A 12,930-nucleotide genomic window follows, 5' to 3' on the forward strand; every position below is an offset into this window, starting at 1 on the left:
AATTTGGAGAAATCGACTCCGGTAAATCGTTATTAAAAATAAAAGATGAAATATAAAAGAATCCTTCTGAAACTGAGTGGTGAGGCCTTAATGGGAAACAGACAATACGGTATTGATAATGAAAGACTGCAGGAATATGCCGGGGAAATCAAAAAGGTAGTAGACAAAGGTTGTGAAGTTGCGATTGTAATTGGGGGAGGAAATATTTTCCGTGGTGTTGCAGGTGCTGCAAAAGGAATGGACAGAGTACAGGGTGACTATATGGGAATGCTGGCTACAGTAATCAATGGTATGGCATTGCAGGGTGCGTTGGAAGATGCAGGAATAAAAACAAGACTTCAGTCTGCTATCGAAATGGATAAAGTAGCTGAACCTTTCATCAAAAGAAGAGCAGTAAGACACCTTGAAAAAGGAAGAGTGGTGATTTTCGGAGCAGGAACAGGAAACCCTTACTTTACGACGGATACTGCAGCTACTTTAAGAGCTATCGAAATCGGAGCTGATGTGATCCTGAAAGGAACAAGAGTAGACGGAATTTATGACAGTGACCCTGAAAAGAATGCAGATGCCGTAAAATATAATTCATTATCTTTCGACGAAGTATTTGAGAAAAACCTTAAAGTAATGGATATGACTGCATTTACTTTAAGTCACGAAAATAAATTACCTATTATAGTATTCGATATGAATAAGGATGGGAATTTAGAAAAAATCGTAGAAGGAGAAAATGTTGGTACTTTAGTTGATTTGTAATCAGGCGATGGATAGCAGACGGTAGGAGTTATACTGTTTGTTAGTCTATTTTGCTGTTTATCAGTCGTTATTTATCATAATGTGTAATTTATCAAACTATCATATAATAATGGAAGAATTAGATCTTATATTAGAATCTGTAAAGCAGGACATGGACGCGGCTGTAAAGCATTTGGATCATGCATTTCAAAGAATTAGAGCAGGACGTGCTTCTACAACAATGGTGCAGGATGTAATGGTGGAATATTATGGAGCTCCGACTCCTATCAACCAGGTTGCCAATGTTTCGGTTCCGGATGCAATGACGATTTCTATTCAACCTTGGGACAGAACTGCAATCAATGCGATTGAAAAAGCAATCATCAATTCGAATTTAGGGTTTGCACCTTCTAACAACGGAGAAAATATCATTCTTAATGTACCGCCTCTAACAGAGGAGAGAAGAAAAGAACTGGCAAAACAAGCTAAAGTTGAAGCTGAACAGACTAAAGTAACCATAAGAAACGCAAGACAGGACGGTTTGAAAGAACTTAAAAAATTAGATGGTGTTTCTGAGGATGTCGTAAAAGGAGTTGAAGAAGAAATTCAGACCTATACAGACAAGTATGTTAAACTTTGTGATGAGCATCTTAAAACAAAAGAAGCTGAAATTATGAAAGTGTAATTTTCAGTTTTAAAAATAAAAAAGAGATTTCCAACAGAAATCTCTTTTTTTTTGCTTCATATGGCAGATTATCAGTGGATTACTTTTTTTGGAAGCCTGTACTATTGGGGGAAATAATACGGAGTGAGTGACTTATTTGAAATTTTTACTATAATCATTGAATTGACTATAATATATCGATATATATTAGCGTTACTCCATTATATTTATAAAACTATTCCTAGAAAACAGGAAATAAAAAGAACATTAAGATGATGACCAAAATTATCGGTGTAGGAAATTATATTCCTTCTGAGACCATAACCAATTTATTTTTCGATGAGCACATTTTCCTTAATGAAGAAGGGATACTGCTAAAAGATAATAACGCCTCTATTTCTGAAAAACTGAAAAAGATCACAGGAATCGAAGAAAGAAGATATGCTGACAGTTCTCAGGTGACTTCAGATCTGGGATTCATTGCCGCTCAGGCAGCAATAGAAAATGCAGAAATAGATCCTGAAACTTTAGATTACATCATCTTTGCCCATAATTTTGGTGATGTCCGTTTTGGAACAGTGCAGTCTGATATGGTGCCCAGTCTTGCAGCAAGAGTGAAACATTTGTTAGGGATCAGGAATAATTTCTGCGTAGCTTATGATATTTTGTTTGGATGCCCGGGATGGATTGAGGCTGTCATACAGGCCAATGCCTTTATTAAATCAGGTATCGCGAAACGTTGTCTGGTGATAGGAGCCGAGACTCTGTCCCGTGTGGTAGACATTCATGACAGAGACAGTATGATTTATGCTGATGGGGCAGGAGCTGCTGTTTTAGAAATAAATACAGACGATGATTCCGGTATAAAATCTCATTTATCTGCATCTTATACCCTTACAGAAAAGGATTATTTATATTTTGGAAAATCCTATAATAATGAGAAATGTCCTAATACAAGGTATATTAAAATGGATGGCAGAAAAATCTATGAGTTTGCCCTTTCCCATGTACCTGAAGCTATGAAAAAATGTTTTGATGACAGTGGGTATTCTATTGAACAATTAAATAAAATCATTATTCATCAGGCAAATGAAAAAATGGACGAAGCCATTGTCAACAGATTTTACCAGCTATATCAGACGCCGATGCCAAAGGAGATTATGCCTATGGTGATTCACAAACTGGGAAACAGCAGTGTGGCAACAATTCCATCTTTACTGGCGATGATTTTAAATGGCGAATTAGGAGACCATGAGATCCAAAAAAATGATATCGTGTTATTTGCTTCCGTGGGAGCCGGTATGAATATCAATGCATTTGTGTACCAGTTTTAAAAAGATATACCTGGTTTCTTAAAATAAAAAGAGGCTTCCTTAGGGAAACCTCTTTTATATTTTACAGACATTTTTTTACAGCTCCAGTCTGGTTTTTATTATTGATTAGAGACTGATAGGTTTTCATTAATGCTGTCGTATTGCATATAACTTCTTTTCCCGGTATCCCATCCGGAGAAGGAGGTGTGGGGGTATTTGATCGTATGCTGTATTTTTTTTCAAGGCATTTAATGGGCTGCCCGTTTTGCAGATAAACCCTTCTTTCGGTAATATCGTCTCGGGTAATAGGCTTCTCAGGAGTTCCTCCGTCGAAACTCCATTCTGTGTCTTCCTTAAAAATAAAAAAGACTTTACCGTTTTTTATAAAATATCTTTCAGAGCCGGAAAAATGATCGTGTTCGGCATAAGAATGTTCAATTACCCTGATTTCACTTTGATCTGAGTAGTATTTTATTTCTCCTGAGATTTCATTGTCACAATCGTAGGTAAATGTTGAAGATTTAAATTTGTTAGCTTCCAGCTGACTGTGAAGAATAGCGTATTCTTTTTTGATTTCCTCAATGGCATTTGGAACGGCTTCGGAATTCTTCCGGACTATTGAGCTGTCAGCAGAAACCTGTGATGATTGTAAACCTGTCTTATTCTGATCATTTTTACAGGCAATAAAGCAGACCAGAACAAAAGTGAGACATTTTATTTTCATAGAGTAGTTTGGTTTAATGAGATCATTGAAGAGGAGACTTCCATGAAGGTTTCTTCAGATTTTATTTGCAGTTTTCGTTATAGTCTATAATTACTTCCTCCACAATCTCCGGAACATTGGACATCACATCATCAATCTGATTTTTGATGAATTTTCTCAAACCTGATCTTTTCTTTTCATCATTTTTCAACGATGCATATGAACCGCTGGTTAATTTCCCTTTTGCATAAGGACAGTCGGCAATAATTATTTTCGCTTTGGCTAAGGTTAACTCTTCTAATTTGCTCCCTCTTTTGGTATACAGGTAAGAGGGATTGTTTCTCATTCTTTCCGTTTCTTTTTCCGCTACGGCAATCTGACCTCCGGCAGAAAAAGTGGTAGGATAGCCATAGAGTCTGTAAACCTTGATTTTTCCGTTTGTCACAACTTCCGCAAACTGATTACTCTTGGTAAGATTGTTAAATGCTTTAATATTACCGCTCAGTCCGCCGGTGGCTGTGTTGAATCCTTCTTTGGTGTTGGTATATTTAATCACTTCGAAATGCCTCTCATTATCACTGTCGTCAATGGCTATATATTCTTTGATATCATCCGGATCCAGGGTTTTGAATTTTTGTTTCTTTTTAGACTTGTCAATGTCAGTGACAGCGACAAATTTTACTTTCTTCTGATTACTCCAGGGATTTATGGCATCTCCGTTCAGTCTTACGATACCTTCAGTTTTTTTTCCGTTTTTATCAACAATAAAACCGTATTTTTCATTGGGTTTTAATTCGTAATCGGTATTGTCTTCCTGAGCGTAAGCATTAAAAGAAATGAGTGTGAATACACTCAATAAGAATACTTTCTTCATGTAATTATAGTTTTATTTTTTGTAAATATAATCTTTTATACTTTGCAGTGAAATAAAACAGACTCTCACAAATGTCAACAATAAAAAAAGACCCGGATTTTCCGGGCCTTAAATTGTATTCTTAAAAGTTTTACACTTGCAATTAAAATTACTGATATCTCTGATGTTCTTTACTTTTTGCAAATCTTCTAGTGATAGGCTTAAATAAAGCTTTGTATTTCTCTGCATCAAACAACTGAGAATCGGTAAGGGCTTTGTAGGTCATCCAGACTCCGAAAGGTAAGAGAATGAAATTAGGCAGCCATGCCGCTAAATAAGGGTTCATTTTACCACTCCATGACATATTTTCTACCCCCACGTTCATGACGTAGAAGATAATGAAAATAACAATCGCGATGATTACCGGAAGTCCCATACCTCCCTTTCTGATAATGGATCCTAAGCTGGCTCCAATCAGGAAAAAGATAATACAGGTTACAGAATAAGAGACAATTCTTTGCTGATAAATAACCACCTTACTGAAATATTTTACATTGGTGCTGAACTCGTTCTTTTTATCTTCCAGTGATGTTTTCAGATTGTCCAGTCTGTTGTAAGAGTTATAAATAAGTTCAAGCTTTTTATTACCTTTTACAGTATCCAGTTTGATTTGGGATTTGGGAACAACTTTGTGTTTGTTTCCTTTATCCATATAGGCAACTACCGAATTGGTCTGGCTCAGTACATCCATTCCTACATTATCAAAAAACTTTTGATTTTCCTTTTTGCTTTTTGCTATTGTTTCGTTCAGTTGTCCATAAGTCTGGAAACGGTAATCATCTGTAATCTGTTCTTTTTCGATAGCCTGATTGATGATCTCACTAATATCAAAATGAGAAACTAATGTATCGAATTTAATAGCCTGATCCGGCTGCTTCATTCTTACATTTTCTCCTTTACCTGCAAAATTATCTTCAAATACGTAGCCGTTATATAAAACAAGCTTCAGGAAATTCTTATTGGCAGCAGGAACAAATTTTCCTTTTTCTGCTAGGATCGATTGCTGATTTTCATAGGTGTTTGCCTTTCTGTGAACAAAAACGCCTTCAATGTTTTCACCATTTTCACCATAAATTTTGTCAAATTTCACCATATATCCGGGTATCTGATCGATAAACTGGCCCGGGGTAAAGTTGAGCGCAGGCTTGGTCTGTGCAATATTAAAAAGCATGTTCTTGGCTTTTTTCTGAAAATCAGGAATGATATTATTGGAAAAGAAGAACAGCATAATGGCCAATATGGTGGCGACTCCTAGAAGAGGAGTCATTACTCTGGTTAAGGAAATTCCGGCTGCTTTCATTGCTGCGAGCTCATATCTTTCCCCAAATTCACCGAAAGACATAATACTGGCCAGGAGGATTGTTAGAGGCAGTACCATACTGATAACGCTTACGCCAAGATAGAAAAGAAGTTTCAGGATCTGCCAGTAGCTTAATCCTTTCCCCATAAATTGCCCCAATTGAACCCAGATAATGTTTACAATAAAGATGAAAAACAATACGCTGAATATAAAGAAAAACGGTCCAAAGAAGGTTTTTATGATATATCGGTCTAGTATTTTTAACATGCGCCAAAATTAATCAAAAAGCCGCAAATTTTACTTGCGGCTTCTATATTTTGTTATTTTTTTAACTCACTTCAACAAATTATCCATTTATAAATTTGTTTTCTAGCTTTTTAAAGTTCTGTAATTACGTAATTTTTAAATTTATTTTTGTCAAAAACAAACATATTAGGATCCAGATTCTGGTTTTCTTTGTATTCTTTAATTGCAATAACAGCCACATCTTTGTTACTTCCGTGCTGCTCAAGCTTTACCATCTGTTTCTTTGCTGAATCTACAAAAAGGTAAACATACTTTATTCCGTTTGATTTTACAGGAGTAAGTTTAATAAAATCAGCATTCACTCCATTGACCATTTTTTTTCCGTTATAGGTTACATTATAATCGTCTCTGTAAGTCGAAAGATAATTGATAGGGGAGAATAGGGCACTGCTTCCGTTAGGTTTTGCAATGGTGACTTCCATATCATCTGCATTAATGTTGTAGATTTTGTTTCCGTCGAAGATCTGTTCAGTATCCATGATCTTCAGTTTGTACTTATCTCCTGCAGAATAGTAAATTCCGGGCTCGGTTTTAGTTACCTGCTCATTAAGGCCACTTCCAAAAGAAAATTTGAAGTAAGAATTCTTTTTAGAATTGTAGTTGGCTGTAATATCATCCAATATTTTTTTAGCCTTAGCATCTATCTTCTGAGCATTAGCCATACCTACTGCACCTACTACACAACTTCCTAATATAACTTTTGAAATAATATTTTTCATTTTTTTAATTTAATAATCTTTTAGACATTTTCAAACTCTAAAGAGGTGAAGCTTTTCGCCTTTTTCCTCTTATCTACGTAAATCTTCCAAAAACTGTTCCAAAGAATGGAGATCACTGATGATCACTTCTCTGGCTTTAGCTCCGTTAAATCCGCCTACAATACCACTTGCTTCCAGTTGATCCATAATTCTTCCGGCTCTGTTATAGCCTAATTTCAATTGTCTCTGAAGCATTGAAGTAGACCCCTGCTGTGTAGAAACAATAATTCTTGCAGCTTCTTCAAATAAGGCATCTTTTTCATTAGGATCAAAGGCTCCTACAGTACTTGTGGAATCTTCAGAAACAAATTCAGGAAGCAGGAAGGCTGATGCATATCCTTTTTGCTCTCCGATGAATTCTGCAATTCTTTCTACTTCCGGAGTATCTACGAAGGCACACTGAAGTCGAAGGATTTCATTACCGTTGAAATAAAGCATATCTCCTTTACCAATCAGCTGATCGGCCCCCGGGGAATCCAGAATAGTTCTTGAGTCCACACTTGAGATTACTCTGAAGGCTGCTCTTGCAGGGAAGTTAGCTTTAATCATACCTGTAATTACATTTACTGAAGGTCTTTGCGTGGCAACAATTAAGTGAATACCTACGGCTCTTGCAAGCTGTGCCAGTCGGGCAATCGGTAACTCAACCTCTTTTCCTGCAGTCATAATCAGATCTGCAAACTCATCTACTACCAAAACGATATAAGGTAAAAAACGATGTCCGTTTTCAGGATTTAGTTTTCTTTCGGCAAACTTCTTATTGTATTCTTTAAGGTTTTTACAGAATGCATTTTTAAGAAGATCATATCTGGTATCCATTTCAATACATAAAGAATTAAGCGTATTGATTACTTTATTGGTATCTGTGATGATGGCTTCTTCAGCATCCGGAAGTTTGGCAAGATAATGTCTTTCAATTTTTGAATACAATGAAAGTTCTACCTTTTTAGGGTCTACCATTACAAACTTCAGCTCACTTGGGTGTTTTTTGTAAAGAAGAGACGTAAGGATAGCATTAATCCCTACGGATTTACCCTGACCAGTTGCTCCTGCCATCAGTAAGTGTGGCATTTTTGCAAGGTCAGCCATGAAAATTTCATTAGAAATGGTTTTTCCAAAAACTACGGGAAGATCCATGTCCGTATTCTGGAATTTCTGAGATGCAATGACAGAACGCATGGAAACCATGGTAGGATTTTTTCTTGGTACTTCAATCCCGATGGTTCCTTTTCCGGGCATTGGTGCAATAATCCTGATTCCTAAAGCTGAAAGGTTTAATGCAATGTCATCCTGTAATTTCTTGATGGCAGCAACCCTGATTCCGGCTTCAGGTACAATTTCATATAAAGTAACTGTAGGCCCGATGGTGGCCTTGATTTCTGCGATTCCTACATTGAAATTTTTTAAAAGTCCTACGATTTTATTCTTATTTTCTTCCAGCTCTTCTTTGTTAATGGAGATTTCCTCATTACCATAGTCTTTCAGTAAATCAACGGGCGGCATATGGAAGTTGGCAAGATCCAGTTTGTGGTCATACAAACCATGTTTTTCAACGAGTTCCTGAGATTTTTTATCAGAATCATCCAGAACATCGATAACGGGGGCTACCTCTACATTGAATTTAATATTTTCCTGTGCAGGAGCTGATGTTTGTACCGGAGCTGGTGTGGAAGGTCTGATATCAAAAGCTTCCTCAGGACTGGAAACCGGAATAATAGGTTTTGTGCTAAGGTTTAAGCTCATGGATTGGGAAACCTCTTTTATTTCATCATCAAAAGAAGTGTGGTTAGGAGTAACAATCGTTTCTATATCTGTAGAAACCGGAACTTCCGGAAATCCTTTCGGCAGACTAACGGGTTCCTGTTCTTGAGCTTTATTGATAGAAATACCGGGCGAAGAAGGAGAGACCATTTCACTTACCTTAACATTGGGTGCAATTTCTGCCTCAGTTTCTTCGGCTTCTTCTTTTAACTCTTCATCGGCTTCAAAATCTTCATCAGAATCAGGCATCATGGATTTTACTTTTCCGATCGTGTTTTCATTGATTGTATTCAGCTTGGCTTTAATAGAGCTGGGGCGAAGATTGAATTCAAGGATGAAATAGAGCAGAATACTTGCTGCCAGTACCGTCCATAAACCTACCGTTCCGATAATGGAATTAAGGTAATCCATAATCTGAAAGCCGTATACTCCTCCCAGTACACCTTGTCCTTTTGTAAGCGCTCCCATAAAAATAGGCACCCAGCAAATAAAAAATAAAGAATGACCGATTGTTTTCCACGGTTTAAAAATTCTCTTTTTAAGAATCAGGGTTCCGACAACAAGAAATAAAAAGGCAATGATAAATGAGGCGATGCCGATACTTTCAAAAATGAAAATATTTCCCAGCCAGTCACCGGCTTTACCAAAAATATTGGAAGATTTTATACTTTTATCAAGCATGGTTCCCGCCTGGCTTTGATCCGATTTCCAGTTCATTAAATAAGAAATGAATGAAAAAGCAAGTACCGCAGAAAAAAGTATAAAACTAAGCCCGAAAAATATACGTGGCTTTGATAAAATTCTGCCTTTATCAGGCGATTCAGTCTGTTTTTTTTGTGTCTTTTTGTCCATAATATCAATGTGGCAAATTTAATGTTTTTTCAATACTAAAAGAATCTTTTTTCTCCAAAAAACATTTTGCAAATCCCTATTTTTCCTACGATTATTTAAAATTGATTAAAGAATATTTTTTGTTCCTATTATTGGGTGAAATAAAAGTAAGGTTATTTTTTTTGTTTATCCAAATACAGACCTGTTAAATTATACTAATTGATTTAAAAGCTAATATATTTCTGCTATTAAAGATGTATATGCGAAAAAAATCAATTATAAAAAAATCAACGGTTTATATTATAAAATATCTATAGGGGTTTTTATTGCTTAAACTATATTTTTTTTAATTTTAAAATGAATAATATTAATAAATTTAAACAAATGTTTATTATTTTATTGAAAAAATATATCTTACATTTGTAGTCTGTATCAAAAGATAGAGCACTGTCTACTGTATAGTATTTTAGTATTTTAACGGATATTACGATTTATTATACAGAGAGATATAAAAATAAAAGTCTTGTGTGGCTTTTACTTTTTTAACTGTTTTCCATATTCCACTTATTCCTGTTAATTGGCTTATCTGTAGTGATTGGCCGGTTTTACAACATAGACAAAAAACATTTAAAATACATCAATGAGAAAGCAGTTATTCTTTGTATTCTTGTTGGGCAGCTGTACTTTATGGGGGCAATCTCCGGGAGGTGTTTCTACGAATCTGCAAATATGGGTTAAGGCAGATACGGGTACAGGGACAACAACAGATAATACACAGGTTTCCATTTGGGAAAATCAAAAAACAGGCGGCGTAAACGGAATTGCCAATCAGGGAATGCCCGGTTATTATGCAGATCCGGGAGCAGGGGCAAGACCTGTTTATCGTACCGCGACCTCTATTCCCAGTTTTAATTTTAATCCCGCTATTCAGATTGTAAGTACAAACGGATACAGAGCCGGATATAAATTTCCGTCAGGCTTCCCGGATAATACGACCAATGCACTTACTTCGTATACTCATCTTTCAAGAACGGTTTCTTCCGTGTACAGAACGGTATTCGTGATGAATGGAATCACCAGAAACTCGAATACGGGAGTGGTAGCCGGAGTGTGGCAGTCTCCGTTTTTTGGAACCCAGAATACCCGTCCGGAATTTTATAATGAAAAAGAGTCCGGTGATGTTTTCTTTGGTACCAATACCATTCCTACTGTTGGAAGTAATGTTCCCAGTATACAATCCTATTATAACAGTCTTTCCGGAGCCAATATGAATTATTACTTCGATAATAATGGACTGGCTTTCGGACAGCCTTCAAACAATGTTTCCTCTGCGAGTAATTATCCGGGACTGGTTCTTTTAATGGATAATGACGGCGGAAGCGGAAGTACATCATTGGCGGGAGACAGAATAGGAGAGTTTATATTATATTCGGGTACTCAGACTCCTGCAGAAAGACAGAGGGTTAATTCTTATCTTGCTGTCAAATATGGGGTAACTTTAGAGCAACCGCAAAATTATTTGGGATCAGATGAGACTGTTACATGGGATTCCGGTGTGAATACTGCTTTTAATAATAATGTATTCGGTTTGGCAAAAGATGATATGTCTGTTTTAAATCAAATGGTAAGTAACAGCATCAATGCAGAAAATAATATCATCCTTACACTGGCTACTACTAATGATTTTATTTCAGCGAATGCAGATCCGGCCAGGGCAACTTTTCTTCAGGACAAAACGTTTCTGATAGCAGGAGATAATAATAATCAGGCATTATCGCTTGTCAACTTTGGGAACTCTTCCGGGAAAAGGATCCAGAGGACGTGGCTGGCCCAGAGGACAAAAGATACAGGAGCTACATGGCTTCAGGCAGATCTTTCAGGTTACAGCAGTATTGCGGTAACGGATAAAATCAATATGATCATTGCGGATGACAGCGGGTTTACACAAAATGTCCAGGTTGTTCCTGCTGTTACTTTCTCAGGAGGTAAAGCTGTATTCAGATATTCATTCCCGGGGAATAAGTATTTTACCTTCGGAACGAATGTTCAGACCTATTGTACTAAAGATCCGGCAACGGGAACTCCGGATGCCTTAACAAAAATGGGAATTACAGGATATACCAGTCCACAGAATAACTGGCCGGGAAATGTTCCTAACGGCTTTCTGGCACTTGAATCCAAAGATAAAGGAATGGTAGTCACCAGAACGACTTCGGCAAGCATTGCTTTACCGGTGGAAGGTATGCTGATTTATGATACTGCGGATAAGTGTTTTAAACTTTATAACGGCACAGACTGGAATTGTATTGTCAGATCCTGTAATGATTAAAAAGATAAAAAATGAAAAAAATAATAGCAATAATAATATTGTGTTCTGCAGGATTCGCTTCTGCTCAGATCGCTATTGAGAAAGCTCAGGCGGACGGAGACGCCCTTTTGGATTTTCCTGCTAATACGACAAAAGGCATCCTATTGCCGATTGTGGAAACACTTCCTGTAAATGCAGTCAGCGGAACACTTCTGATGGATAAAAATGATAACATTTTAAAAATGAATGTGGAATCTGTATGGGTTCCGTTAAGTGATGCAGGTTCTGTAGCCGGGGTAAGTTTCAATACGGGCTCAGAGATTCCGGGGCAGAACAGGGTGATTATGGGGTCGGGTACAACCACTGCTCCCGGAGTACTGGTTCTGGAATCATCCAATAAAGCACTCGTTCTTCCTAAAGTGGCTTCTCCGCATCTTAATGTAAAAAGTCCTTATCCCGGTATGGTTTGTTATGATACGGTAAGTAAAACTATGGCTGTATTTGACGGGCTGAAATGGAGTTACTGGAAATAATTAATCATTATTTATAAAATGGTACAGGCCGGAAGAATGTCTTCCGGCTATTTTTGTATTAATCTTTTTTGAACTAGTTCAAAGGTGATGAACTTCCGCTGTTATAATTTTGTTTTATAAAATTTTAAAAATGAAAGATAGGTTCAAAAGGATTCTGGTTTTATGCCTGATGATACTTTTACAACAATCGGTTAAAGCACAACAAAAAACGAAAATGGAAAACACAGCATTATTAATTATTGACGTACAGAACGATTATTTTCCCGGAGGAAAAATGACATTAGACAGCGCAGATCAGGCTGGTGAAAATACAAAAAGGATATTGGAGTATTTTAGAAAAAAAAGACTTCCGGTGGTTCATATTATGCATGTTTCAGCCCATGAAGGAGCTGCTTTCTTCCTGCCGGATACACCGGGAGCTGCAATCAATTCAAGAGTTTCACCGTTGGCGGGTGAAAAAATAATCGTAAAGCATTTTCCTAACAGTTTCAGGGAAACAAAACTTCTGGAATATCTTCAGTCTGAAAAAATTAAAAATCTGGTGATAACAGGAATGATGACGGATGTCTGCGTGGAATCTACAACAAGAGCGGCTTTTGATTTCGGATTTACCAATACTATTATCGGAGATGCCACGGCTACAAAAGACCGGGAGCTGAACGGTCAGATAGTAAAGGCTGCGGAAGTACAACAATCTTTTCTCGCAGGAATTTCTGCGCTGGGGAATCTGTATGCCCGTATTATTAATACAAAAGATTTTATAAACGATAAATAAAAGAATAAGTTAATCAATCACTAATAAAGGTAT

Annotated in this window: 11 protein-coding genes; 6 read left to right on the forward strand and 5 right to left on the reverse strand. The window is 36.8% G+C overall.

Going from position 1 to position 12,930, the window contains the following annotated elements; genetic code table 11:
- The first annotated feature begins 45 nt into the window (after positions 1-45).
- From pyrH to JO178_RS10715, 3 genes are all read left to right on the forward strand, one after another.
- Entirely contained in the window at positions 46-753 is a 708-nt protein-coding gene (gene pyrH, locus JO178_RS10705) for a UMP kinase (protein WP_291935207.1), read from the forward strand.
- A gap of 109 nt (positions 754-862) precedes the next feature.
- Positions 863-1,417, forward strand: a complete 555-nt coding sequence (gene frr / locus JO178_RS10710) for a ribosome recycling factor (RefSeq protein ID WP_291935208.1) — start codon at positions 863-865, stop codon at positions 1,415-1,417.
- Positions 1,418-1,668: 251 nt separating this feature from the next.
- On the forward strand, positions 1,669-2,730 hold the full coding sequence (locus JO178_RS10715) for a ketoacyl-ACP synthase III (RefSeq protein ID WP_291935210.1): 1,062 nt from the start codon (positions 1,669-1,671) through the stop codon (positions 2,728-2,730).
- Between the two features lie 61 nt (positions 2,731-2,791).
- Here the strand turns inward: JO178_RS10715 and JO178_RS10720 are convergent, their stop codons facing one another.
- The 5 genes from JO178_RS10720 to JO178_RS10740 form a co-directional block, all read right to left on the reverse strand.
- On the reverse strand, positions 2,792-3,433 hold the full coding sequence (locus JO178_RS10720; protein WP_291935212.1) for a hypothetical protein: 642 nt from the start codon (positions 3,431-3,433) through the stop codon (positions 2,792-2,794).
- A gap of 61 nt (positions 3,434-3,494) precedes the next feature.
- Entirely contained in the window at positions 3,495-4,286 is a 792-nt protein-coding gene (locus JO178_RS10725) for a hypothetical protein (RefSeq protein ID WP_291935214.1), read from the reverse strand.
- A gap of 148 nt (positions 4,287-4,434) precedes the next feature.
- Positions 4,435-5,892: an LptF/LptG family permease gene (locus JO178_RS10730; RefSeq protein ID WP_291935216.1), complete on the reverse strand. Its 1,458-nt coding sequence runs from the start codon at positions 5,890-5,892 to the stop codon at positions 4,435-4,437.
- 110 nt (positions 5,893-6,002) lie between these two features.
- Positions 6,003-6,650 (reverse strand): outer membrane lipoprotein carrier protein LolA, encoded by a 648-nt coding sequence (locus JO178_RS10735; protein WP_291935218.1) that lies wholly within the window; start codon positions 6,648-6,650, stop codon positions 6,003-6,005.
- A gap of 69 nt (positions 6,651-6,719) precedes the next feature.
- Positions 6,720-9,302, reverse strand: coding sequence for a DNA translocase FtsK (locus JO178_RS10740; RefSeq protein ID WP_291935220.1), 2,583 nt, complete (start codon positions 9,300-9,302; stop codon positions 6,720-6,722).
- Positions 9,303-9,921: 619 nt separating this feature from the next.
- Between JO178_RS10740 and JO178_RS10745 the strand changes: the two genes are divergently transcribed.
- The 3 genes from JO178_RS10745 to JO178_RS10755 all read left to right on the forward strand — a co-directional run bounded on the left by JO178_RS10745 (position 9,922) and on the right by JO178_RS10755 (position 12,897).
- A complete protein-coding gene (locus tag JO178_RS10745; RefSeq protein WP_291935222.1) occupies positions 9,922-11,610 on the forward strand; it encodes a hypothetical protein in 1,689 nt (562 codons plus the stop codon).
- Positions 11,611-11,621: 11 nt separating this feature from the next.
- Positions 11,622-12,122, forward strand: coding sequence for a hypothetical protein (locus JO178_RS10750; RefSeq protein ID WP_291935223.1), 501 nt, complete (start codon positions 11,622-11,624; stop codon positions 12,120-12,122).
- A 130-nt stretch (positions 12,123-12,252) separates the two neighbouring features.
- Positions 12,253-12,897, forward strand: a complete 645-nt coding sequence (locus JO178_RS10755) for a cysteine hydrolase family protein (RefSeq protein WP_291935225.1) — start codon at positions 12,253-12,255, stop codon at positions 12,895-12,897.
- The last annotated feature ends 33 nt before the right edge of the window (positions 12,898-12,930 follow it).

Source organism: Chryseobacterium sp., assembly GCF_019236175.1.
In the GTDB taxonomy this organism is placed as follows: domain Bacteria; phylum Bacteroidota; class Bacteroidia; order Flavobacteriales; family Weeksellaceae; genus Chryseobacterium.

What these genes read in the sequence shown, in the direction of transcription:
- JO178_RS10740 (WP_291935220.1), bottom strand. Translation starts at nt 9,302, where the DNA reads ATGGACAAAAAGACACAAAAAAAACAGACTGAATCGCCTGATAAAGGC.
- JO178_RS10745 (WP_291935222.1), top strand. Translation starts at nt 9,922, where the DNA reads ATGAGAAAGCAGTTATTCTTTGTATTCTTGTTGGGCAGCTGTACTTTA.
- JO178_RS10715 (WP_291935210.1), top strand. Translation starts at nt 1,669, where the DNA reads ATGATGACCAAAATTATCGGTGTAGGAAATTATATTCCTTCTGAGACC.
- pyrH (WP_291935207.1), top strand. Translation starts at nt 46, where the DNA reads ATGAAATATAAAAGAATCCTTCTGAAACTGAGTGGTGAGGCCTTAATG.
- JO178_RS10755 (WP_291935225.1), top strand. Translation starts at nt 12,253, where the DNA reads ATGAAAGATAGGTTCAAAAGGATTCTGGTTTTATGCCTGATGATACTT.
- JO178_RS10750 (WP_291935223.1), top strand. Translation starts at nt 11,622, where the DNA reads ATGAAAAAAATAATAGCAATAATAATATTGTGTTCTGCAGGATTCGCT.
- frr (WP_291935208.1), top strand. Translation starts at nt 863, where the DNA reads ATGGAAGAATTAGATCTTATATTAGAATCTGTAAAGCAGGACATGGAC.
- JO178_RS10730 (WP_291935216.1), bottom strand. Translation starts at nt 5,892, where the DNA reads ATGTTAAAAATACTAGACCGATATATCATAAAAACCTTCTTTGGACCG.
- JO178_RS10735 (WP_291935218.1), bottom strand. Translation starts at nt 6,650, where the DNA reads ATGAAAAATATTATTTCAAAAGTTATATTAGGAAGTTGTGTAGTAGGT.
- JO178_RS10720 (WP_291935212.1), bottom strand. Translation starts at nt 3,433, where the DNA reads ATGAAAATAAAATGTCTCACTTTTGTTCTGGTCTGCTTTATTGCCTGT.
- JO178_RS10725 (WP_291935214.1), bottom strand. Translation starts at nt 4,286, where the DNA reads ATGAAGAAAGTATTCTTATTGAGTGTATTCACACTCATTTCTTTTAAT.